Origin of the sequence: Vibrio furnissii CIP 102972 (assembly GCF_000176175.1) — a bacterium.
Classification (GTDB): domain Bacteria; phylum Pseudomonadota; class Gammaproteobacteria; order Enterobacterales; family Vibrionaceae; genus Vibrio; species Vibrio furnissii.
The window spans coordinates 649,754-674,234 of record NZ_ACZP01000013.1; the positions used below are offsets into that span (position 1 = coordinate 649,754).

Genomic DNA, 24,481 nt, shown 5'->3' on the forward strand with positions numbered 1-24,481 from the left:
CCGAAGTACCACCTTGGTGTCCCTTAGTTTTCGAGCGCTTTGTTGACTTTCTCGAACAGGTCGCGAGCGAGGTTATCCATCGCTTTCAACCCTTCCAGTTCTGCTTTGATCATGGCTTGGCGCTCATCATCATACAGGCGGAATTTCAGCAGTGGATCAATCAAACGAGATGCCACTTGTGGGTTGCTGCTGTTCATCTCACGCAGGATCTCGCCTGCAAAGCGGTAACCCTCACCACTCTTGGCATGAAAACGAACTGGGTTAGCACTGAGGAATGAACCAATCAGGCTGCGAGTGCGGTTCGGGTTTTTCAGGCTGAATGCTTCATGGTTCATGGTTTGCTTGATCACGTCCAGCGCATTGTCTGCTGGGTTACACCCTTGCAGCGCGAACCATTTGTCCATCACCAAACCATCGTGTTTCCACTTCTCGCTGTAGTCTGCCATCAAGGCTTCGCGGCACGCAAGACCCGCCGAGTTCGCGGCAGACATCGCCGCAATGGTATCGGTCATGTTGTTTGCTTGAGTATACTGCGCGTTCACCAGCTCGTTGCCTTGGGTTGTGTAAGCCAAATAAGCCAAGCAGGTGTTGCGTAGTGCGCGGCGACCAATCGCGGCGTGTTCAGTGGTGTACTCGGCTTGTTTCAACGTGTGATAGGTGGCGCTCAGTTCATCTTGCAGTTCTGTCGCCAAAATCACTTTGATTGCTTTCAGCACCTGAGCAATGGCATCAACGTCGACACGTTTGTACCAACCCGACACTTCATTGTGACTCGGCAGCGACAACATTTCCGCCACAAACGCAGGCTCCAGAACATCACTCAGCAACACACCACGGAAGGCATCGACGACCGCTTCAGACAATGCCACGGGCTTACCCTGCTGCACGTTTTCAACGTTGGCACGAATGTATTTCGCCAGCAACATTTGCCCCGCATCCCAACGCGCAAATTCATTGGTTGCGTGAACCATCAGGAACGTCAGTTCTTCATCGCTGTAGTTGTATTCCAGTTTGACTGGTGCTGAGAATTCACGCAGCAATGAAGGGATCGGCTGCTCAACCACGTTTTCAAACACAAACGTTTGTGTAGATTCTGTCACATTCAGGACATTCGCCACCGGCTTTCCGTGACACTGTAACGGAATAACGTCGCCCTTCTTGGTGTACAGTTCCACATCGAACGGAATGTGTAGTGGTTGTTTCTCTTTCTGTTCGTGTGTCGGTTCGGTGTGCTGTGCGATGGTCAGCGCGTAGGTCTGCGCATTTGCATCGTATTCACTGCTCACTTTCACCGTTGGTGTGCCCGATTGACTGTACCAAAGACGGAATTGTTTCAGAGAAACACCAGACGCATCTTCCATGGCTGAAACGAAATCTTCACACGTTGCCGCCGTACCATCATGACGTTCAAAGTAAAGCTTCATGCCCTTTTGGAAACCCGCTTCACCCAGCAAAGTATGCATCATGCGAATCACTTCACTGCCTTTTTCATATACGGTCAAGGTGTAGAAGTTATTCATCTCGATCACTTTATCCGGGCGAATCGGATGTGACATCGGGCTCGCATCTTCGGCAAATTGCGGGCCACGAATGATGCGGACATTGTTGATTCGGTTGACCGCGCGAGAGCCCAGATCTGAAGAGAATTCTTGATCGCGGAAGACGGTCAGCCCCTCTTTCAAACTCAGTTGGAACCAGTCGCGACAGGTCACGCGGTTCCCTGTCCAGTTGTGGAAGTATTCATGACCAATCACCGCTTCAATGCCGAGGTAGTCAGTGTCGGTGGCGGTTTGGTCGTTGGCTAGCACGTACTTGGAGTTAAAGATATTGAGACCTTTGTTTTCCATCGCGCCCATGTTGAAGAAATCAACGGCCACAACCATGTAGATATCCAAGTCGTATTCAAGATCGAAACGGGTTTCATCCCATTTCATCGCATTGATCAGCGATGCCATGGCGTGATGTGCGCGATCCAGATTGCCTTTGTCGACAAAAATTTCCAGATCTACATTGCGGCCTGATTGGGTCACAAACTTATCACGCAGTACATCAAAGTCGCCAGCCACTAAGGCAAACAGATATGCAGGTTTTGGATGTGGATCTTGCCATTTCACCCAGTGACGACCCTGTTCTGCTTCACCCTGTTCAACTTTGTTCCCGTTACTGAGCAAGAATGGGTATTGTGCTTTATCCGCAATAACGGTGGTGGTGTATTTCGCCAGAACGTCTGGGCGGTCGAGGTAGTAAGTAATGCGGCGGAAGCCTTCGGCTTCACACTGAGTACAGAATGCACCACCTGATTTGTATAAACCTTCCAGCGCGGTGTTCGCTTCTGGATTGATTAACGTGATGATAGTGAGTTCAAACACTTCTGGCAGCGCGCGAATTTCAATGCCCGCTTCCAGCAACGTGTAATCTTGCCAATCGGCGCCGTTGACTTGCAGCGCTTTTAATTCCAGCCCTTCACCATCCAGAGTCAGCGTTGCAGTTTCTCCTTGCTGCTTGACTTGAGACACAGCAGTCACGGTGGTCGCCGTGTCATGAAGATCGAAAGTGAGTTCAATATCTGAAATCAAATGGGAAGGCGCTTTATAATCTTTACGGTACTTGGCCTGTGGAGTTTGAGCCATTGTCGGAATCCTTTTGACGTAATGAAATGTGACGATATCCAATTACTTGGTGTTACAGATCTTAGGCTTGTTCGTGCCAATAACAACCCCTGAAAAGAAAAAACGAGGTATTTACGCGAAATACCTCGTTAAATGGCTAGGTAGAACAAATGAAATAACACAATTCCCTAGTTGATGTGGGCCTGACAGGCTTTCTGCCATCTGGCTAACGAATCCGATCCATCACCGCGAACATCGACCCGTCTTCCACTTCCAGCGTCAGTTGATTCTGGTTCAAGGTATAACGCGTATCGTGTTCACCATCTTCGTACATCAAAACCAAATGGTTCCCTTCGGTATAGTAAACACCACGATGAATCGCCTCGGTGCCATTGTCACCACTGGCTCGAAACAGAAACACAAAATCAGGCTGCAAGATCAAATCGACGCTTTGAATACTTTCTGCTGACAAGTCATTTCCCGACAACGAGGTACTCGACCAAATGCCCGCAAGCGCATTCGACAACGCTTTGGTAAACGTCACACCATTGAGGTGGAGTAAATTATGATTGCCTTTGTACTCGTAGACCTGCGGTTCATCCGAATTGAGGCCAAGAATAATCGTGTCGTTGTTGGCCGCAAACATCCCCTCCCAATGATCAACACTGTAATCTTTCTTTTGAATGTCGATGGCAAAAGTGTAATCCGACGAAAAATTGAGTTTGATCGCTAGAAAATTCTCTCGTGACTCTTCCGGGTTTGGGTTCACCAAGTACCAGTCACCGAGCAAAAACGGTTGATCAAATTGTGTTAAATCTTTGCTATTTGAATCCGTAACGCTAAACGCTGGGCTGGTAGAAACCAAGCTCAGACAAGCGAAAATCATCATGATCCATTTCATTGCGCTTCCCCTCACTTTTTTCTTTAAGCTTAGGACTTCCACGCTAATAACGCTAAATTATTTGAATTCAATCACAATAATCAGTCTTTTCAACGACTTTTTTGATAGTTACTCCTTGGCATTTCTTTCACCCTTCATCGTTAAAATGCATTGTTTCTCGCGGTGTTTTAAACGCAATGTGCTCATGCAAAACCTGTTAATGCAATGTTAAATCGACATTGTCTTATTGTCATCGTGTGAACTATAGTCAGAACACGTAATCTTCAAGGAGACGACAAACATGAGTCAGACAGCTTTAATTTCACGCTTAAATGAACTCCCTCGCATTCAAAGCCTGTTGCATGAGTTGTTAGAAATGGTCAACCAAGACGATGTCGACTTTCACGCATTGGCACACAAGATCGAAATGGATCAAGTGCTCAGTGCCCGATTGTTGCGCATGGCCAACTCGGCGCATTTCGGTGGCAATAAAACCGTCGCCACCGTCAACGATGCCTTGATTCGCGTCGGCACCGGGCCAGTCAGAACATTAGTGGTCGCATCGGTGTTATCGAGCGCCTTCCCCCACATCACGACTTTAGATATGGAAAAATACTGGACTGACACGTTTGAAGTCTCTGTCATTTCAAGCAAACTCGCGGCAGAAGTCGGCATGGACAGCAACGAAGTCTTCACCACCGGTATACTGCACAACATTGGTGAACTGATGATTCATACCTTGGTTCCGGAACACGCGGCGGCCATTAATCAGAAAATTGAAGCGGGCGGCGACCCTTTCGCCATTCAAGAAGAGATTTTGGATGTGTCCTCCCCGACTCTTGGCGCACGTTTGGCGCGCAGTTGGAATTTTCCAGAAGAAATGGCAGACGCCATTGAACATTTCAATGAGCCACGTGAAGCAGAAGTGTCTCCAAAACTCGCGACCATATTGCACTTCGCCCGCTCGATCAACGATCATTGGGATAGCTTTAGTGATGACATGAAGAAGTACGAATTTTTAGCGCAGCACCCAGACTCACGTCTTTTGAGTATTTCCGCCAAATTCTCCGGCACCATCGATCGCATCCGTGGCAACGGCCGCGACTTAGCGATACACATGGTGCAGGTATAGTTGAATCACGCGCATAAAAAAAAGCGGGCTCAACAGCCCGCTTTTTCATTTATGCTTATTTCGATTGTTTGATCATATCGACCATGATCGAAACCGACTCATCCAAATACGCATCGGGCGCTTCATAATCTTTCGGCACATCCGTCAACGCTTTGTACGTCTCTTTACCCATCGCTTTCTGACGAGTATTGATACGTGCTAAACGTTCCTGATCCGATTTATCACTCTGCTCTTTGCGTACTTTTTCGTTTAAAGATAAGAAGTTATCATCTTTTTCAGCTTTGTATTTCGCAATATCTTGCTGAATAAAACCAAACTCTCGATCTTTCGCGATACGCGCCTGATGTTCTGTATTCAACGTACTGATCAGCGTGTGGAAATCGTACAGCTTCTCATACTTGGCTTTGTCGATACTGTCCCAAGGCAGTGCATTCGGCTCCACACTCTCGCCCGTTTCCGCAGCATCAACTGCAGTTGGGAACGCAATGTCCGGAATCACACCTTTATTCTGTGTACTGCCGCCATCAATGCGGTAGAACTTTTGAATGGTGTATTGCACATAACCCAGTTCTTTATCGAACAGATCATAAATATGATTTAGTGAACGGTGCTGTTGCACGGTCCCTTTACCAAATGAGTTTTCACCCAGAATGATCGCACGACCGTAATCTTGCATGGCCGCAGCAAAAATTTCTGAAGCGGATGCACTGTATCGGTTCACCAACACGGTCATCGGACCGGTGTAGCTGATTTTGCCATCGGTATCGCTGTTGACATTCACTCGGCCGTAACTATCACGCACTTGCACCACTGGGCCGCTGGTAATAAACAGGCCAGATAATGCGGTGGCCTCTGTCAATGCGCCGCCGCCATTGTTGCGCAGGTCAACAATGATGCCATCCACGTTCTTCGCTTTCAGCTCGGTGATCAGCTTGTCGGTATCTTGCGATAAGCCAACGTAGAAACTCGGGACTTCAAGCACGCCGATTTTCTTGCCGTCTTTCTCAATCACTTCTGATTTGACAGCGCGGTCTTCAAGACGAATCTTATCTCGAACAATTGTGACAACGTGACTTTTTGCATCTTTGCCTTCAGGCAGAATCTGCAGCTTCACTTTGGTGCCTTTCGGACCTTTGATCAATTGCACGACATCGTCTAAACGCCAGCCGATCACATCAACAACATCTTCGCCGTCCTGACCCACACCGATAATGCGGTCGCCTTCGCCCAACTGTTTACTATTGGACGCCGGGCCACCAGCCACCAGCGAACGAATCACGGTGTAATCATCGGTCATTTGTAATACCGCACCGATCCCTTCCAGAGAAAGGTTCATCTCCGATTGGAATTGTTCAGCATTACGAGGGGACAAATAACTGGTGTGCGGATCGACTTGGCGCGCAAATGCGTTCATGTAAAGTTGGAACACATCTTCACTGTGCGTTTGCGTCAGACGTTTGATGGCGTTGTTGTAACGTTTGGCCAAGGTTTCTTTAATCTCTGGCCACTCTTTACCGGCTAACTTCAGGTTCAGCGCGTCATATTTCACACGCTTGCGCCATAACTCATTCACTTCCGCCTGATCTTTCGGCCAACTTGCCTTTGAGCGATCAAGCTCAATTGATTCGTCGGTATCAAACGTGATTTCGTGATCAAGCAGTGTGAGGGCGTATTGGAAACGGTCAAAACGCTTTTCCATCGATAGATTGTACAGATCGAAGGCGATTTGGTTGTTCCCGACCTTCAGTTGGTCATCCAACTGCATCGACCAATCTTTGAAAGAATCGATATCCGCTTGGGTAAACAGGTTACGGTTATAGTCCAGCATTTCGATGTAACGTTCGAAAATCGCTTGTGAGAATTGATCGTCGAGATTGAAATGTTTGTAATGAGAACGAGTAAAACGGGAAGTCACTCGTTTGCTCGCCGTTTCATGCTGAACTTCAGGAGCAAGAAGAGGAAGATCTTCTTTATGAATTGTGGCTTCGAGAGCCTGAGCTGAAAAGGCTGCTAGCCAAAGGCTAGCAGCAATCAGAGATATCTTTGAACGGCATTTCATGCGTAGGAATTTCTCCTTTATGCGCGCAGGTGCTCCGCTTTCACAACCATTTGCAGGCCGTTGCCGAGTTGAACACGCACATCTTCCTTATTGATTTCAACAATGGTCGCAGCCATGTTGCCTTTGCCCATGTTCACGTTCACTTCGTTGCCGACGTTTAGTTCGTCTGCAGTCAAAGCACGCGTTTCAACTGGCTTTTTATCCGCTTTAGGTGCTGATTTTTGTTGAGGACGACGAGCCTGAGGTTTTTTTGCTGCCTTTGGCTTCGCTTTCGCGTCTTCACGCACCTTTTTTCCTTGCTCTTTACGACGGGCTTCAACACGAGCTTTGCTCTCTGCCAACGCCGCTTTTGCGTGTTCTACATGTTGCTCTTCCAATACGCCACATGCATTACCATCTAGATCGACACGAACCGCACCAGCTTTAACGCCGTGCAGGTAACGCCAAGATGAGGTGTACTGTCTTAACGCTGCACGAAGTTGAGTTTTGCTTACTTTAGAGTCTTCATTAAGACGATCAGCAAGATCTTGAAAAATACCAATTTTTAGAGGCTTTGCCTCACCTTCTAAAGTAAAGCAGTTAGGGAAACATTCAGCAATGTACGCAATCACTTCTTTGCTGTTTTTTAACTTTTCAGTGTTTTCCATGAGGATTCCTGGTTGATGCGGCTGGTCCGCGAAGCATTAGTATAAATATGTTCGGTATTATAGTGACCTGACTACGAAAAACCACAGGCAAAGGCCAATTTATGCCTTGTTCGCCTGTGAATTAAGCAGCTTTTCTACTTCAGTCATCAAAAACGTGAGCCCTTCTTCATCAGTTTCTGAAAAACGGCCAACAGTTGGACTGTCAATATCCAACACGCCCATGACTTCGCCGTTGATCGAAAACGGAATAACAATCTCAGAATTGCTTGCCGCATCACAGGCAATATGTCCTTCAAACGCGTGAACATCATACACACGTTGTACAGAATTTGTGGCAACAGCCGTTCCACAGACACCACGTCCGACAGGAATACGCACACAGGCCGGCTTACCCTGGAACGGGCCCAGTACCAACTCACCGTCTCGCATCAGGTAGAAGCCGACCCAGTTCAGGTCTTCTAATTCCATGTTGAGCAGTGCGCTTAAGTTCGACAAGTTGGCGATCATGTCTGGTTCAGACTCCAATAACGCAACAGCTTGCTTGGTTAAGCGGTGGTAATGTTCTACTTTCATACTAACTTCCAATTGAAAAATAAAGACTTCACTAACGGTTCTACGTAAAATGGCACCCAGAAGTTAAATAGGATGCATTCTCATTATAATGACGTATACCAGTGACACTATTAGCCGTTCTTGGCTCATAACTCAAGTTAAAAAACATAAGTCTAAGTTGTTGTACGCGAATGCGATCGCGATCGTTACAACTTTAATCAGCGTACCGATCCCGCTGCTGATGCCACTCATGGTTGATGAAGTTCTCCTCAATCAACCCGGAACCGGCTTAGCGGTGATGAACCATTGGTTGCCAACCGCGTGGCAAACGCCAACTGGCTACATCATGTTTACCCTGCTGCTGGTGGTACTCATGCGTGCGGCCAGCCAACTGCTCAATATCGTGCAAAACCGCCAATTTACGCTGGTGTCAAAAACCATCACCTTCCAAATGCGCAGCAAGATGATTGATAAATTGGGGCGCATTAGCATAAAGCAATATGAAACCCGCGGCAGTGGCGGGATCAATGCGCATCTCATTACCGATATTGAAACGATTGATCAGTTTATTGGCACCACGCTGAGTAAATTCATCATCAGTTTCTTAACGGTGATTGGCACTGCGATTGTTTTGCTTTGGCTGGAATGGCGTTTAGGCCTGTTTATTTTGCTGGTCAACCCGATTGTGATTTATTTCTCGCGCAAGCTGGGCAGCAAAGTGAAACACCTCAAGAAACGTGAAAATCAAGCATTTGAGCGCTTCCAAAATCGCTTGGTTGAAACGCTGGACGGTATTTATCAGCTGCGCGCTGCCAACAAAGAGCGTGAGTTTCTCGCACAATTGACAGCCAACGCTGATGCGGTACGTCGTCATGCCGATAAGTACGCTTGGCAATCCGAAGCTGCCGGTCGTCTCTCGTTTCTCCTATTCTTATTAGGTTTCGAGCTCTTTCGCGCCGTTGCCATGCTGATGGTGGTATTTAGCGACCTGACCATTGGCCAGATTTTTGCCGTGTTTGGCTATCTGTGGTTCATGCTCAGCCCTGTGCAAGAGCTTTTGGGCATTCAGTTTTCGTGGTACAGCGCCAAAGCTGCCTTGAATCGCATCAACGATTTACTCCAACTAGAAGAAGAACATCGCCCACCAAGCAAGGTCAACCCCTTTACCGATGACCGTGAAGTGGATGTGTCGATTTCGCACGTCGATTTCTCTTACGATGGCGAACACAATGTATTGGACGATTTGTCACTGATCATACCCGCAGGTAAGAAAGTGGCCTTAGTCGGTGCCAGCGGTGGCGGGAAATCCACTTTAATCCAGCTGTTGATCGGCGTGTATCGCGCCAATTCTGGGGAAATTCGCTATAACGGCGAGACGTGCGACGACATCAGTTTTGATGTCATTCGCAGTCAGATCGCGGTTGTGCTGCAACAACCTGTACTTTTCAATGATACTTTGAGGCATAATCTCACCCTTGGTAGCGACTACGATGAACTGTCCTTGTGGCGCGCATTAGAGATCGCACAGATGCAGGATGTGATAAGCAAACTGAATCAGGGGCTCGACACTCAAATTGGGCGCAACGGCATCCGTTTGTCCGGCGGGCAACGCCAACGTTTGGCGATTGCTCGAATGGTGCTCAGTAATCCGAAATTTGTCATCTTGGATGAAGCGACCTCGGCACTCGATACCGCTACCGAAGCCGCGCTGCATAAAGCGCTAACGGAGTTCCTGCAAGGCAGAACCACACTGATTGTGGCGCACCGCCTCTCTGCAGTGAAGCAGGCCGATTTGATCTACGTGCTGGAAGACGGAAAAGTGAGTCAATCCGGTACACATGGAGAGCTGGTTGAACAAGAAGGTTTGTATCAGACATTGTACGGTTCCATTCAATCGCACGCCTAAAGGTGACGTTGTCACTCGCGTGAGTGTGGAACGAGCGCGATGAAAGTCAAAGCGTTACAGAAGCACCTGACAGAAAGCAGCTCGATTCGGCTGTGCCAAGGGTGCGAACTGCCTGTGGACGTGATTGACGTCGAACGGGGAAAAAGCGCTTATTGTCCACGCTGCGGTACGCAGTTGTATCGTGGCGGCAGTCCGTCACTGTCGGGTAATTTGGCCATCGCAATCACCTGTTTGCTGCTGTTTATTCCGTCGCAATTTTTCGATTTCATCAGCATACGCTTGGTCGGTGTGATGATCCCAGCCTCTCTGCCTGCGGGTATCCTGGCGATGAGCAACGAAGGCTACCTCGCGCTCGCCCTACTGGTGTTTTTCTGCAGCACGCTGGCACCATTTTTGGTATGTGGCTCAGTGGTGGTGGCGCACTTATCGCTGCACCACCACTGGTTTAAAGGCTTGCGTTATTCACTCACTTTGATTCAGAAACTCAAATCTTGGGCCATGATGGATGTGTTTCTGGTCAGCGTCGCCGTGTCGTGCTTCAAACTCAAAGACTACTCCGATATTTTTGTCGGCCCGGCGTTGTATAGCCTCGTGCTACTGCAACTCTTCACTGTGCTCCTGATCAGCCGCATCAGTGTGCGCCGCTATTGGGAAGCGTGGAAACCGGAGTGCGACTACGCCGCCGACAATAAACAAGTCCACTGTCACAACTGCCATTTGTCGCAGCCAGAAGCAGCGCGTTGTACACGTTGCCATCACAAACTGTATCACCGGAAACCGCAATCCATTGAACGCACGTGGGCATATGTCATTGCCGCCAGCGTCGCGATTTTCCCAGCCAATATCATTCCAATTTCGATTTTGATCACCAACGGTCAACGCTTAGAAGACACCATTTTTTCCGGCGTTGCTTCATTAGTGAACAGCGGCATGGTGGGGATTGCGATCATCATTTTTGTCGCCAGTATTGTTGTACCGGTCGCAAAAATTTTGGGGCTGATTTATTTATTGCTGGCGATCCGCTTTAAACGCAGCGTATACCACCACCAGCGAATGACGATTTTTTATGTGATTCGATGGATTGGCAAATGGTCCGTGATGGACCTGTTTGTGATTTCCATCATGCTAACCTTGGTCGATCGTGGCCAGATTCTTGATTTTACGCCCGGATATGGTGCGGTCGCTTTTGGTATGGTGGTCGTATTGACCATGTTGGCTGCAGAAAGCCTCGACCCCCGCCTGATATGGGACAACTATCCGAGCGCCGCTTCGAAGAATGAGTCGAATAATGAGTAATGAACCAACGAAACAAGCCGCCTATTCGCCCGATGTAAAGCGCAATAAAGGCATTTCCCCATTGTGGATTTTGCCGATCCTCACGATGATTCTTGCCGGTTGGCTAGTCGTCAAGGCCATTCACGATGCGGGCGAGCGTATTCAAATTTACTTCTCCGATGCACAAGGCTTGGTTGCCGGTCGTACCACCATCCGCTATCAAGGCTTGGAAGTGGGCATGGTTCGCGATATCAAGCTTTCTCCGGATCTCAACAGTATTTACGTTGAAGCCGATGTGTATCCAGAAGCCACTCGCCTACTCTCTTCGGAAACACGATTCTGGCTGGTCAAACCGACCGCAAGTTTATCCGGTGTTTCGGGGCTGGATGCGTTGGTCTCGGGCAACTATATCGCCATCCAGCCGGGCAGCGACGTGGATGACGACAACGATCATCCTGAACAATATCGCGCGTTGGATTCTGCACCGTCGGATCTGCTGGCCAACAGCGGTTTAACCATCTCGCTCAAAGCCAGCGATTTGGGTGGTATCTCGATTGGGTCGCAAATCGTCTACAAGAAAATTCCGATTGGTGAAGTCTACAGTTACAAGCTCAATGACGACGCCAAATCGGTCGTCATTCAGGCGTCTATTCGCAACGAATATCGCCACATTATTACCTCAGAAAGTCGTTTCTGGAACGTGAGCGGCATCGGCACCAGCATTGGTTTTGACGGCGTCGATGTACGACTGGAAAGCCTCAGCGCGCTGCTGGGCGGTTCGATCGCGGTCGATTCCCCAGATGGTGGTGAGCCTGTGGCGCAGAATACACAATTTCGCCTCTACAAAGATCTCAAAACTGCCGGGCGCGGTATTCCGGTGAAGATCGTGCTTCCAGACGACAACAACATCAATCCGTCGGGCGCACCAATCATCTATCGTGGCATTGAAATTGGTCAAATCACCAACTTGCAGCTGCAAAATGACCAAATCTTAGCATCGGCCGCCATTCAACCAGCGTTTAGCGATCTGCTCACATCGGGCAGCCACTTTGTGTTAGAAGAAGCAAAAGTCTCACTAACCGGCGTTGAAAACTTAGCCAACCTTGTCAAAGGTAACTTTCTCACACTGGTACCGGGTGACGGCAAACGCGCCAGACATTTTACTGCCGTGCGTAAAGTGGCATTCAACCAAGAGCAGTCACAATCTGTCCCCCTCACCCTGACCGCCGACAGTTCTTTTGGCTTGGATAAAGATGCGCAAATTCTCTATCGCGGCGTCGCCGTGGGCTCGGTCACCGCAGTGAAGCTCGCTGAAGATCATGTGGAGTTTGATGTACAAATCGACAAACAATACGCAGCGCTGGTGCGCTCTCAAAGTCGCTTCTACGTCACAGGAGCAGCAACAGCAGAGCTGACGGAAGCCGGCTTAAACGTCTCCATTCCTCCGGCCAAACAGCTCTTGACCGGCTCCATCAGTTTCGTCAGCGAAGGCAACGCCACGATGCAAGCAAACTACCGCTTGTATCAAAGCCAATCTCTGGCCGAAATTGCGAAATACAATCAATCGGGCTCGCAAACCTTGCAGCTATTTGCCGATGAGCTGCCACCTGTGAGTGCTGGCAGCCCACTGCTCTATCGCAATCTCAAAGTTGGTACCATCGCGAACTTCAAACTCACGCAGAGCGGCGTCCTGATCGAAGCGAAGATCGAAAACCAATACAAACATTTGATCACGCCACAAACAGTATTTTGGAACCGTTCCGGTGTTGAAGTGAATGCCTCATTGTCTGGTGTGAGTGTCAAAGCCGCACCGTTGCAGACGCTGATTCAAGGCGGCATCGCGTTTGACAACATCAATGGTGTTGAGAACAAACAGGGCAAGTTGTGGAAACTCTACCCCGATTACCAGCACGCGCAGAAATATGGCGAAGAGATTCTTCTTACCGCCAATGGCGATACCGGCATCACGCTCGGTACACCGATTAAATACAACGGCGTCCAAGTGGGCGAAATTACCGATGTGATGCCCGACTTTGGCTCTCCAAACGTGCGTTTTAAAGCCCGCATTCAGCCCGCTTACGCGCCTTATATTGCCAAAGCAGGGTCGGTATTCTGGTTGGCAGAAGCCAAAGTGGGTCTGCAAGGCATCGCCAACCTGCAAAATCTAATATCCAAGTCGATTGAAGTGAAACCGGGAAGCGGTCAAACCACCAAGCACTTTACGCTGGCCGATATGCCTTATCAGGAAAAAGGCGTTGTGTTTAGCTTGCAAAGCGAGACCCGTGGCTCCGTGAATGTGGGCACGCCGGTGTTGTATCGCGACATTGAAGTGGGACGCGTCACGGATGTTCAACTGGGTAGCTTTGCCGATCGCGTGATTTCCACCATTGAAATTGAACCGAACTATGCCTACCTCGTGCGTGAAAATAGCGTGTTCTGGAACACGTCAGGGCTGGATGTGTCGATTGGCCTGACAGGGGCGAATGTGAAGGCCGGAACATTGGATAGCTTAGTGCGCGGTGGCATTACCTTCGCCACCCCAGAGCAAAAGCAGTTGCTCGCGCCCGCAAAATCCGGGCAATCGTTCTACCTCTATCCTGCTGCGCAAGACGATTGGAAGAAATGGCGAACCGCTATTCCAAAATCTTAGCCCAAGCGAAGTCCTACATGGAACGCTATCCATACATCTAACCCTATCCATAAGGCAGCCAAACGGCTGCCTTATTACTTTACGTCACATGACAACTTCAAGAACCTCAGTGAAAGGTATATAATTCCGGCCCCCAATCCGAGACCGAGATACCATTTTGCATTCAAATATTTCTCTACCTGAAGCGTTTCTTTCCACCATGGCCGAAATCCTACCTTCGTCGTTGAATATGGATGATTTCATTGCCGCTTGTCAGCGCCCATTGCGTAAAAGCATTCGGGTCAACACGCTGAAGATCAGTGTGGAAGCATTTCTGTCGCGCGCCAAAGAGAAAGGTTGGATGTTAGAGGCGGTGCCTTGGTGTGACACCGGATTCTGGATTGATGCCGACGAGAGCGACGTGCCGTTAGGCAATACCGCAGAACACATGGCGGGACTATTCTACATTCAAGAAGCCAGCTCAATGATGCCCGTCTCGGCACTGTTTATGGATGCTAGCGAACGTTTTGATGCCGTATTGGATATGGCAGCAGCGCCGGGTTCGAAAACCACGCAAATCGCAGCACTGATGAATAATGCCGGCATTTTGGTCGCCAATGAATTCTCAGCCAGCCGTGTGAAAGTATTGCACGCTAACATCGAACGCTGTGGCATTCGCAATACCGCATTAAGCAACTTCGATGGTCGTGTATTTGGCGGCTGGTTACCCGAACAGTTCGATGCGGTGCTGATTGACGCGCCCTGCTCTGGCGAAGGCACCATTCGCAAAGATCCCGATGCGATGAAAAACTGGAGCAAAGCGTCTGTATTATCGATTGCGGATACACAAAAGGACTTAATTGAAAGCGCATTTCAAGCGCTGAAAGTCGGCGGTGTGTTGGTCTATTCAACCTGTACATTAAGCCGAGAAGAGAACCAACAGGTCTGTTGGCATCTGAAAAATACCTATGGCGATGCAGTGAGTTTTGAGCGCCTTGATAATTTGTTCGAACATGCAGACCAAGCGATTACCGAAGAAGGATTCTTGCATATTTTCCCTCAAGTTTATGACTGCGAAGGCTTCTTTGTAGCGCGGATTCGCAAACATGCCGCCGTTGAAACCCCTGCGGTGAAAAAACGCCTGGGCAAATTCCCGTTCGAAAAAGCGTCGAACAAAGTCCGCGCCGAGATTGAAAAACAACTGGATGGCGCATTGAGCATCCACCTACCACAAGACGCGGACATTTGGCTGCGCGACAACGATGTGTGGCTATTCCCGCATGCCCTTGAACCGATGCTCGGAGAACTACGTTTTTCACGCATGGGGATCAAAATTGCAGAAACCCATAAGAAAGGCTATCGCTGGCAACACCAAGTCGCGACGACGTTAGCAACTGGCCAAGAAGCCAATCGTGTTGAACTTTCGATTGATGATGCACGTGAATGGTACATGGGGCGAGATGTGCGTCCAGAAGGTCAAAGTGGCCAAGGCGAAGTGATTGTCTGTTATGGTAACGATGTGATTGGACTCGGGAAATGGGTGGGGAATCGCGTGAAAAATGGCCTTCCTCGCGAACTGGTTCGAGATAAAAACCTGTTCTAAACCGGTAAACGACAGCATGAAATGCTGTCGGCCTGTCGCGAAAAAATGAGTCTGTACTACACTTAATCTTAAGCAGTCTTAGACTCAGTTCCATTAGCGCAGGCTCTTTGGAGCCATTCCCCTAGGCCCTAAACGCCTTACGTTTTGGGCCTTTTTTTCTTAGGGAAAATACCTTATTCAGCGAGGCGAATACCGTCTTTTTCAATCAGGATCTTACCTTGCTTAAACAGGCCACCGATGGTCTTCTTGAAGGTGCCCTTACTGGTTCGGAAGGTCGCAAAAATCGCTTCCGGCGTCGACTTATCGCTCAGTGGCAAGAAGCCGCCTTTCTTCTGCAAAGTGTCCAGAATTTTCTCGCTCAGATCATCCATCTTCGCAATGCCCACTTTCTGCAGCGCCAGATCGATTTTGCCATCTTCACGAATATGCTTGATGTAACCTTTCAGCTTCTTACCGATAAAGAGCTTACCAAATACATCAGATGGGAAAATCATGCCCCAGTGTTGACCGTTGATGATCGCCTTATAGCCCAAGTCGGAGCGTTCTGCGATGATCAAATCAACCTGTTCATTTTGCGCGTACTTGGCTGGCGTTTTATCCAGCAGCTTGTTGAACTTCGTGGTGCCCACGATACGGCCCGAGGCTTTATCGGTGTAGACATAAACCAAGATATTTTGGCCAGCAGTAAAGCGCGCACGTTGCTCACTGTAGGGCACAAGCAAATCTTTGTCTTTGATTCCCCAGTTGACGAAAGCACCGGTCGTGTTGACGCCTTCAATCTTCATCAGGCCCCATTCACCCACTTTGGCGATTGGTGTTTCTGTGGTCGCCGCCAGTTGGTTTTCTGAATCAAAGTACAGGAACACATCAATAAAGTGTCCCAATTCCACACCTTCAGGTGCGAATCGTTTTGGCAGCAACGTCGTCCCGAATTCCCCGGCGTCCAGGAAGACACCAAAATCGGTAATTTTTACGACTTCTAGATTGTTAATCTGACCAACGTTAATCATTTAAAACTGTCTCACATCAAATTTGCAGAGATTATACGTGATCTCTGTTATGCTTTCCCCCATTCAACAGAGAAAATTAAGCAATTTTTTCAGGAGTTTTCGTTGATCACTGTCGATAAGCAAGATGCCGTCACCCTAAAGATTTCATCGGAGATGTCCGATAGCAAAAAACTCGATCTTGATATGTATCTGTTTATCCCCGGAGAGCTCGGCCTCACTCCGGAAATGATGTCAGAGACGGAGTTTTTTTACAGTTCCATCCACCAAAAACGGTCCTATTACAGTGATCAGATCCTGCTGCCCTTGGTGCACAGCCGTCTGGCACAACGGGGGCGCTTATCGTCGACTCAGTACCGTGTCAGCTTGAGTTTGTTTGCTTATCAGTATGTGATTGCACTCGATAAAGCCGTTAACCAGTTGAATGATACAAGTGACAGCGTCACGTCAGATGAAGTGGATACCGTGATTGAGTTGTCACTCGACATCCTTAAACGACTGCGTCGAACCATTCCCTACGAAGAAAGCCTCAAGCGCTATTACGCCAACATCGATAACTATTTGTCGTGGTACACCGAGCAAAAGTTTCTGTCGATGGTGTCGCACCTCACCCGCGACAACGAATACAAAACCATCAAAGAACGCTTGATCACGCTGGTCGAGAAAGAACAAGCGCACCGTGCGCTAAACCATTACAACTCCGATAAAGCCGACAAAGACATCACGCGCCTCAGTAACAAAATGCGCCTGCTGCGCCGTTTGATTGAGCACCCCATCATTCTCAACGAGAAAGTCACGTCGCTTGGCAAGAACATGAAGCGTGCGGTCAAAGGCATTGCCACAGGCTTGGTGATGGTGGTGGTGACCATTACCGCGATTACGGCTCGTGATTATTGGGGAGAGATCACCGCATCTTTCATCATTGCGATGTCGTTCATCTACGCCTTGCGAGAGATCTTTAAAGATGACCTGCGTGACATCCTGTGGCGCTGGATTCGCAAAGGCAAACCCAAATGGCGTCGCCGCTACTTCGACCCAAGCACCGGGAAACAGGTCGGTCAAAAGGACGAATGGTTGGATTACAAAAGTTTGAGTAGCTTGCCAGATAGCATTCAAAACATTCGTAAGAAACGGGTTGTGCAGCGTGAAGAGCAAATTCTGCATTACCGCTCAGAGACCGAGATGACCACATCCCGATTCATGAGCGGTTACGAAGCCACACGAGAAAGTGTGCTGGTGGATTTACGAGCATTAACGCGTTTAATGGATAAAGGATCGAACCGCATTTATCAACTGAGCAATGGCCAAGTGAGTAAAGAGTCGGTCGAGAAGCGTCATTTGATTAACTTGATCGTCAAAGAGAAAGACCACAAAAACAAGCCACGTTATTACCGTTGGAAAATCGTGCTCAACCGAAGCAAAATTGTGGACATTGAATCGATTGAACTGGATTAACGTCGATTTACGCGCTTGAGTGACAGGGTTAACCAGAATTCCGCCATCGGCTCATCACCATGCAGTGAGGGGCAAGTGGCGGTAATTTTAACGGCCTTATTCACACGCTCACCGGTTTCGATGGTTTCATCCAACATGGCGTCAATCGCGTCGCCTTCATCACAATGAAAATACACATCCGCTTCCGGCCGTTTTAAAAACTCCCCTTTCACCGCTTTAAATGCCAGCGAAACAGTTTCACCGCGTTGCTGTGCTTTTTGCATCGCCATAAAGCCCCCCGCCACGTCTGCACCGACTGCGAGAACGCCAAAATACATGCTATTGAGGTGATTTTTATTGCGACGCTTTAGCGGTATACGCACCACCACCGATTGGTCGTTCAGCGTGATGAGCTTTGGCCGGCAATACCAGATGAGCGGAACTTTCATCAAGCCAAAGTAATTGAGGTAAAAATTTGCTTTTGTGAGTGCGGAGAGCATAGGTCAGACCTTCTTTTATAGTTGTCAGACCAGTTGACTAGACCGCATTTGAATTGTCAATGAGATGTTACAAAAAACAAGAAGCCAGCCTGCTTAATGGCTGGCTTGTCGCATCAAATTCACTTAGAAATTGAAGATGGCTTCCGCTTGCGCATTCTCCAACAAGTAATTTTGAAGTTTCGGATACGATGCCAACGACTGCGTGACAACCAACACGGGCTTTTTCGCCTGATGGGCAGCTTTTATCGCAATGTCTACCAGTTGCGTAATCGACTCGCTGTCTGGGTTATACAAGTACGCCAACGACTCATTGAGCTTGTCGATGCCAAGCGTAAATTGCGCCAGCGATTCCCAATCCAACACCACACCATCAAAGTAATGCAGCAAACGATCTGCCACCATCACGCTGGAAGGCACATTACACACGTACAGCACTTTCAAGCCGTTCAGACCGCGAGGCAAGCCCTGCTCCGCCAGTCGATCAATGATGGTCGCTGCATCGCTCAGCGTGCGCACAAACGGCACAACAATTTCGACGTTGTGATGATTTTTGCGCAATTGCTTAATCACATCACATTCCATCGCAAACGCTGCGCTATAGTCTGACGAAGCAAAACGCGCCACACCACGTACGCCCATGACCGGATTGATTTCATCGTGTTCCAATGAACCACCCAAGAGCGCTTGAAACGCATAGCTGTCGGCCGCACTCAAACAGACACGAATCGTGTCATGATGCGCTTCGATGTTGTTTTCAATCTGCGTGACTAATGTCTCGACAAAATGATGAGCCAACGGCTTCCCGTCGAGCATCGCGTCCAGTGAGCTTTTCTCCAACGCAGTGAGGTTTTCCACGCCGCTCACTAAGGCAGGATGATAAAATACGCTTTCAGCAATGAGTTCAGACAAAGAGACAAACAGATGAGAACTCGGTACTTGTACATTGGCTTTTGGCAAGGTGTTCCCCAGAGCGAGTTGCTCATGAAGGGTGGCATGGTGTTCTAAACTCATTACAGCTCCGTTTATCATGATGATGTTCAAGTCGAAAATACCTAGAGATGCAAAGAAAAACAAGTCCACAAATCAATATTTATTGAATTATTTTGCATAACTTTTCACTTTACGCGCGGTAAGAAATTCCTTTTTTGCGTAACGGTTTATTCTGATACTTAAATTCGTTATCTTTAGGGCCTCGCAATAAAAGGACAGGCTATCCTATGCCACTAAAAACTGATGAATTAAGAACCCAAGCACTGGGCCCCATGCCCACACCGGCAGAACTTAGCCACGCCCATCCCATCACGGATGAAGTAGCAGAACGCATCGCCAATTCTCGACGCCAAATCGAGCGCATTCTTACCGGAGAAGATGATCGCCTGTTAGTGATTGTCGGCCCATGCTCTGTTCACGACACCGAAGCTGCGATGGATTACGCGCGCCGCCTAAGTACTATTCAAGATCAATACGCCAACGAACTGTTTGTTGTGATGCGTACCTATTTCGAAAAGCCACGCACTGTCGTTGGCTGGAAAGGCCTGATCACCGATCCGAACCTCGATGGTTCCTACGCACTGGAAACGGGTTTGAACAAAGCTCGTCAACTGCTACTGGACATCAACAAACTGGGTCTGGCAACTGCCACTGAATTCCTCGATATGATCACCGGCCAGTACATTGCAGACCTGATCACTTGGGGCGCAATTGGCGCACGAACGACTGAATCTCAAATTCACCGCGAAATGGCTTCGGCACTGTCGTGCCCAGTTGGCTTTAAAAATGGCACCAACGGCAATGTGAAGATTGCGATTGATGCGATTCGCGCTGCGCAATCCGGCCACTATTTCTACTCGCCAGATAAAAATGGTCGCATGACGGTCTACCGCACCAGTGGGAACCCGTTTGGTCATATCATTCTGCGTGGTGGCGACAACGGCACCAACTTTGATGCCGCTTCTGTTGATGCCGCATGTACGAAGCTGGCGGAATTTGGTCTTCCTGAACGTTTGGTGGTGGATTTTAGCCACGCCAACTGTCAGAAACAGCATCGCAAGCAGATCGATGTAGCAAAAGACATTTGTCAACAGATCGAATCAGGCAGCCATAAAGTGGCGGGCGTAATGGCTGAGAGCTTTATTCTTGAAGGCAACCAACCGATGCACGATCTGGACAACCTGACTTATGGTCAATCGATCACCGATCCGTGTCTGAGTTGGGAAGATACAGCAACAATGCTTGCTATGCTGGCTCAATCGATTAAAGTACGCCGCGCAAGTTAACCATAAGGAAAACATTAAGATGCCTTCTTTTGATATTGTTTCTGAAATCGATGTTGTTGAAGTTCGTAACGCTGTTGATAACTCCAACCGTGAGTTGGCAACCCGTTTTGATTTTCGTAACGTAGACGCCAGTTTTGAACTGAAAGAAGAGACAGTGAAATTGGCTGCTGAAGGTGACTTCCAACTGCAACAGCTGATGGACATTCTGCGTAACAACCTGGCTAAACGTGGCGTTGACCCACGTTCAATGGATGTGAAAGCATCGGTACACTCAGGTAAGAACTGGTACAAAGATGTCGTGTTCGTCCAAGGTATTGAAACGAACCTCGCGAAGAAAGTCGTAAAAATGATCAAAGATGCCAAGCTGAAAGTGCAAGCATCCATTCAAGGCGACAAAGTGCGAGTCACCGGCAAGAAACGTGATGATCTGCAATCGGTCATTGCCCTGCTACGCGATAGCGAACTGGAACAACCATTCCAGTACAACAACTTCCGCGACTAATGCGTTGCAATGAAGTCTAAAAAAATCCAGCCTCAAGGCTGGATTTTTTCTCCGCGAAAAACGTTAACGGTCTTGCTCTTTCTCAATCGCAACCGAATTCACACAGTACCGTAATCCACTCGGCGGTGGCCCGTCAGGGAAAACATGGCCTAAATGGGCATCGCAACTATTACAGCGGACTTCCACTCTCGGCGTCGCCAGTTTGGTATCCATATGGTAGGAAATTGCGTTCGGTTTGACTGGCTGAGAAAACGACGGCCATCCCGTGCGAGAATCGTATTTCGTGTTGGAATCAAACAGCACCGTTTTACAGCAAACACAGTGGTAGATCCCCGCTTCAAACACGCTGCACATTTCCGAAGAAAACGGCCTTTCCGTGCCATGGTCGCGCGTGACGTGATACTGCACTTCCGTCAGCAATTCTCGCCATTCCTGCGCAGATTTATCAACACGGCGCGTTGGGGTCAGATTGCCATGATTGGCAAACTCCAGAACATCTTTCCAACTCAGCATAATCACTCGCTTATCACGGTTATCTCTATCTACACGACCTGAAAACCACACGAAAACTTTCACATCCTCGTATTGAGGATAAAAAAATAGCTCATCTGAGATGAGCTATTGCATATTTACAGGCCGATTTCTTCGGACAACGCTTTGATTTGTTCCAAATCCATTTTATGGACTCGTATCATCTGATCCAATTGGCTAATCCGAGAATTGGCCTCATCTTGCTTGTCACAAGAATCCGATTTGGCATCCCATGATTTGCCTTCCAAATAGGCATCGCACTCTTTCTTCAGGTCTTTCAACGCAGGAACCAATGCATCACGTTCTTTCTGCATCGCTTCCATTTCTTGCTTGATCTTAAGCTCTTTCTGGAAAAGCTCGCGAGAACGTTCAAACATGGTGGCTTGCATGTCCGCCTGACGGTTCAGTTTGTTATTTTTCGCATCAGAAGCCGCCAACGCATTTTTCTGTGCGGACAGTTCGTTTTCTAATGTCGAGTTCACTTTCTCAAGCTCGGAGACTTGTTTTTCAAGCTTGTTGACGTTTGCTTGATGTTGTTTGGTTTGTTCATCTAACGCCGCTTGCAGCTTGGCTTCCCACTCACTGTTCATTGCCGCTGTTTTTTGTTCGGTGTCAGCCTTTTGTTGGGTATCATCGCTTTTCGAACGCTGAAACTGCGCTTCCAATGTGTGATAAGCACTTTCCCACTTCGCTGCCGTAAGCGACGAGCCAACCAGCCCACCCAGCGCTAAGCCCAGCACTGCGGCGATACCAATATAGAGATAACTGCGCTTATCACGCTCTTCAATGACAACTACATCTTCGTTATCGTCTAAATGTTTCTGGTTCAAGTTTTACTCCTAAATCAACATCAGCGGATTAATTCAGCAACGACCACGGAGACGGTATAAATCACGAATGCCGCCCCTAAAGTAATAACCACACCTTTCTGAAGTTTCTCACTGGTTCGATAGCGGATCAGAAAGTATGCCAGCACAATCAATAATCCTATGGTTATCAGTCTGATCATGGCTCGCTCCCTTTGTAATTCTCTATTTTATACCACTTATACCGCATGAAAGGTCAGAGAAAAGTTTATTCCACCACATCTTAGACAAGATTTCTGTATTCGATGAATTTTGTAGATGACATCACACTTTGTTTTGGTTAGTATCATCGAGCAAGTTACCTATCTCTATAGGTAATTGTTCCGTTGAAGACTGCAGGAGAGAGGTTGTTAACCTATTTTTAACAAAATAGGCAAACATACCCGCCGAAGAAGTAAATCTTTCAGGTGCTTTATTCTTCCCCAAGAAGAATGTGCGAGGACTGTAGTTGGAGGAACCTCTGGAGAGAACCGTTCAATCGGTCGCCGAAGGAGCAAGTTCTGCTTATCCACTAAGCGGAGTGAAACTCTCAGGCAAAAGGACAGAGGAGTGAAAGGTTACCCGTATTGTAGCTGGCCATTGGCCTGTTACTGTTTGATCCATTTTTCGATCCGCCCTTTCCCTCTTCTCCTTAGATGTTGTTTATTAAGGGGAAAACATGACTAATCTACTTTCACTATTACATACAATTGATAGCTTTGTGTGGGGCCCACCACTACTTATTTTGCTCGTCGGTACTGGCGTGTACTTCACTTTTCGTTTGGGTCTATTGCAATTTCGTCACCTGCCAACAGCACTAAAAATGGTGTTCAGCCGAGACAAATCTTCCGATAAACAAGGGGACGTTTCGAGCTTTGCCGCGCTGTGTACGGCACTATCTGCCACCATCGGTACGGGGAACATTGTCGGCGTCGCAACTGCCATTAAACTCGGTGGTCCTGGTGCACTTTTCTGGATGTGGCTGGCTGCGCTGTTTGGTATGGCAACCAAATACGCTGAATGCCTACTGGCGGTGAAATACCGTAAAGTCGACGACAATGGTCAAATGGTCGGCGGCCCAATGTACTACCTGCAATATGGCGTGGGTTCGAAAGCGTTGGCAATCATGTTTGCCATCTTCGCGCTCGGCGTTGCCTGTTTTGGTATCGGTACTTTCCCGCAAGTGAATGCAATTCTCGATGCGACTGAAATTTCCTTTGGTGTGTCGCGTGAAGCATCCGCAGTTGTGCTGACGCTACTGGTCGCATTCGTCACCATCGGTGGCATTCAGTCAATTGCTAAAGTGGCCGGTAAAGTTGTTCCCGCCATGGCTCTATTTTATATCGTCGCGTGTTTGAGCGTGATCGTCACCAATGCTGATCAACTGATGAGCGCGGTGGAACTGGTTCTCACCTCTGCCTTTAGTTCTTCAGCAGCAACAGGTGGTTTCTTGGGTGCGAGCATCATGCTGGCGATTCAATCGGGTATTGCACGCGGTGTGTTCTCTAATGAATCGGGCTTAGGTAGCGCACCAATGGCTGCTGCGGCCGCGAAGACCGACTCTTGTGTCAAACAAGGTCTCATTTCGATGACAGGGACTTTCTTCGATACCATCATCATCTGTACGATGACTGGCTTGGCATTAATTCTGACTGGCGCATGGCAAAGTGATTTTTCAGGCGCTGCGATGACCACTTACGCATTTGCAGTGGGCTTGAACGCTGAAACGATTGGCCCAATGCTGGTTTCTATTGGTCTGATGTTCTTCGCATTTACAACGATTCTTGGCTGGAACTACTACGGTGAACGCTGCATCGTATTCTTGTTCGGTACCAAAGCGGTGCTGCCCTACAAAATCGTATTCATTGCACTGGTAGCCTCAGGCGCATTCCTAAAATTGGATATGATCTGGGTGATTGCCGACATCGTGAATGGTTTGATGGCCATTCCGAACTTGATAGGTCTGATTGCGCTGCGTCATATTGTGGTCGAGGAAACCAAGCGTTTCTTTGCCAATGCAATGAACGAAACGCAGCCAGCGTTCAAAGCTCAGCAAACACGATAAGAAAAAAGCGCCCAATGGGCGCTTTTTTC

20 protein-coding genes and 1 riboswitch are annotated in these 24,481 nt (G+C 48.4%); of the genes, 9 read left to right on the forward strand and 11 right to left on the reverse strand.

Translation table 11 applies throughout. The features are described 5' to 3' along the window. Positions 1-23: 23 nt before the first annotated feature. Positions 24-2,630 carry an aminopeptidase N gene (gene pepN, locus VFA_RS06940; protein WP_004726002.1) on the reverse strand — a complete coding sequence of 869 codons (2,607 nt, stop codon included), beginning with the start codon at positions 2,628-2,630 and terminating at the stop codon, positions 24-26. A 205-nt stretch (positions 2,631-2,835) separates the two neighbouring features. Then, positions 2,836-3,510 carry a hypothetical protein gene (locus tag VFA_RS06945; protein WP_004726003.1) on the reverse strand — a complete coding sequence of 225 codons (675 nt, stop codon included), beginning with the start codon at positions 3,508-3,510 and terminating at the stop codon, positions 2,836-2,838. Positions 3,511-3,790: 280 nt separating this feature from the next. Between VFA_RS06945 and VFA_RS06950 the strand changes: the two genes are divergently transcribed. After that, the gene (locus tag VFA_RS06950; RefSeq protein ID WP_004726004.1) at positions 3,791-4,621 is read left to right on the forward strand and encodes an HDOD domain-containing protein; all 831 of its coding nucleotides are present in this window, start codon (positions 3,791-3,793) and stop codon (positions 4,619-4,621) included. Positions 4,622-4,676: 55 nt separating this feature from the next. Here the strand turns inward: VFA_RS06950 and prc are convergent, their stop codons facing one another. The 3 genes from prc to VFA_RS06965 form a co-directional block, all read right to left on the reverse strand. Beyond that, positions 4,677-6,680 carry a carboxy terminal-processing peptidase gene (gene prc / locus VFA_RS06955; RefSeq protein ID WP_004726005.1) on the reverse strand — a complete coding sequence of 668 codons (2,004 nt, stop codon included), beginning with the start codon at positions 6,678-6,680 and terminating at the stop codon, positions 4,677-4,679. A gap of 17 nt (positions 6,681-6,697) precedes the next feature. Continuing rightward, entirely contained in the window at positions 6,698-7,327 is a 630-nt protein-coding gene (gene proQ / locus VFA_RS06960; RefSeq protein WP_004726006.1) for an RNA chaperone ProQ, read from the reverse strand. Positions 7,328-7,426: 99 nt separating this feature from the next. Next, positions 7,427-7,900 carry a GAF domain-containing protein gene (locus tag VFA_RS06965; protein ID WP_004726007.1) on the reverse strand — a complete coding sequence of 158 codons (474 nt, stop codon included), beginning with the start codon at positions 7,898-7,900 and terminating at the stop codon, positions 7,427-7,429. An 88-nt stretch (positions 7,901-7,988) separates the two neighbouring features. Here VFA_RS06965 and VFA_RS06970 point away from each other — a divergent pair, with 88 nt between their 5' ends. The 4 genes from VFA_RS06970 to rsmF all read left to right on the forward strand — a co-directional run bounded on the left by VFA_RS06970 (position 7,989) and on the right by rsmF (position 15,292). After that, positions 7,989-9,785 (forward strand): ABC transporter ATP-binding protein, encoded by a 1,797-nt coding sequence (locus VFA_RS06970; RefSeq protein ID WP_038151162.1) that lies wholly within the window; start codon positions 7,989-7,991, stop codon positions 9,783-9,785. A gap of 39 nt (positions 9,786-9,824) precedes the next feature. After that, positions 9,825-11,081, forward strand: coding sequence for a paraquat-inducible protein A (locus VFA_RS06975; protein ID WP_004726009.1), 1,257 nt, complete (start codon positions 9,825-9,827; stop codon positions 11,079-11,081). After that, a complete protein-coding gene (locus VFA_RS06980) occupies positions 11,074-13,710 on the forward strand; it encodes a PqiB family protein (RefSeq protein ID WP_004726010.1) in 2,637 nt (878 codons plus the stop codon). Before VFA_RS06975 ends, VFA_RS06980 begins: the two co-directional genes overlap by 8 nt. 157 nt (positions 13,711-13,867) lie before the next feature. Beyond that, entirely contained in the window at positions 13,868-15,292 is a 1,425-nt protein-coding gene (gene rsmF, locus VFA_RS06985; protein WP_004726011.1) for a 16S rRNA (cytosine(1407)-C(5))-methyltransferase RsmF, read from the forward strand. Positions 15,293-15,465: 173 nt separating this feature from the next. On the opposite strand, the gene VFA_RS06990 is transcribed toward rsmF, so the two are convergent. After that, positions 15,466-16,302, reverse strand: coding sequence for a CvfB family protein (locus VFA_RS06990; RefSeq protein WP_004726012.1), 837 nt, complete (start codon positions 16,300-16,302; stop codon positions 15,466-15,468). Between the two features lie 102 nt (positions 16,303-16,404). Between VFA_RS06990 and VFA_RS06995 the strand changes: the two genes are divergently transcribed. Continuing rightward, positions 16,405-17,754: a hypothetical protein gene (locus VFA_RS06995; protein ID WP_004726013.1), complete on the forward strand. Its 1,350-nt coding sequence runs from the start codon at positions 16,405-16,407 to the stop codon at positions 17,752-17,754. Here the strand turns inward: VFA_RS06995 and VFA_RS07000 are convergent. Further along, positions 17,751-18,233 (reverse strand): PaaI family thioesterase, encoded by a 483-nt coding sequence (locus VFA_RS07000; protein ID WP_004726014.1) that lies wholly within the window; start codon positions 18,231-18,233, stop codon positions 17,751-17,753. The genes VFA_RS06995 and VFA_RS07000 overlap by 4 nt on opposite strands. A 123-nt stretch (positions 18,234-18,356) precedes the next feature. Next, positions 18,357-19,244: a putative PEP-binding protein gene (locus VFA_RS07005; protein WP_004726015.1), complete on the reverse strand. Its 888-nt coding sequence runs from the start codon at positions 19,242-19,244 to the stop codon at positions 18,357-18,359. Between the two features lie 206 nt (positions 19,245-19,450). Between VFA_RS07005 and VFA_RS07010 the strand changes: the two genes are divergently transcribed. Together VFA_RS07010 and VFA_RS07015 are read left to right on the forward strand one after the other, a co-directional pair. Beyond that, a complete protein-coding gene (locus tag VFA_RS07010; protein ID WP_014205115.1) occupies positions 19,451-20,509 on the forward strand; it encodes a 3-deoxy-7-phosphoheptulonate synthase in 1,059 nt (352 codons plus the stop codon). 19 nt (positions 20,510-20,528) lie between these two features. Further along, positions 20,529-21,011 (forward strand): YajQ family cyclic di-GMP-binding protein, encoded by a 483-nt coding sequence (locus VFA_RS07015; protein WP_004726017.1) that lies wholly within the window; start codon positions 20,529-20,531, stop codon positions 21,009-21,011. A gap of 63 nt (positions 21,012-21,074) precedes the next feature. Here the strand turns inward: VFA_RS07015 and msrB are convergent, their stop codons facing one another. From msrB to VFA_RS23670, 3 genes are all read right to left on the reverse strand, one after another. Beyond that, a complete protein-coding gene (gene msrB / locus VFA_RS07020; RefSeq protein ID WP_004726018.1) occupies positions 21,075-21,524 on the reverse strand; it encodes a peptide-methionine (R)-S-oxide reductase MsrB in 450 nt (149 codons plus the stop codon). Between the two features lie 116 nt (positions 21,525-21,640). Next, entirely contained in the window at positions 21,641-22,372 is a 732-nt protein-coding gene (locus tag VFA_RS07025) for a hypothetical protein (RefSeq protein WP_004726019.1), read from the reverse strand. Between the two features lie 20 nt (positions 22,373-22,392). Next, a complete protein-coding gene (locus VFA_RS23670; RefSeq protein WP_038151167.1) occupies positions 22,393-22,551 on the reverse strand; it encodes a hypothetical protein in 159 nt (52 codons plus the stop codon). A 307-nt stretch (positions 22,552-22,858) separates the two neighbouring features. Further along, positions 22,859-22,963: riboswitch (glycine riboswitch) on the forward strand. A 103-nt stretch (positions 22,964-23,066) separates the two neighbouring features. Between VFA_RS23670 and VFA_RS07035 the strand changes: the two genes are divergently transcribed. Beyond that, entirely contained in the window at positions 23,067-24,452 is a 1,386-nt protein-coding gene (locus VFA_RS07035) for an alanine/glycine:cation symporter family protein (RefSeq protein WP_038151170.1), read from the forward strand. The last annotated feature ends 29 nt before the right edge of the window (positions 24,453-24,481 follow it).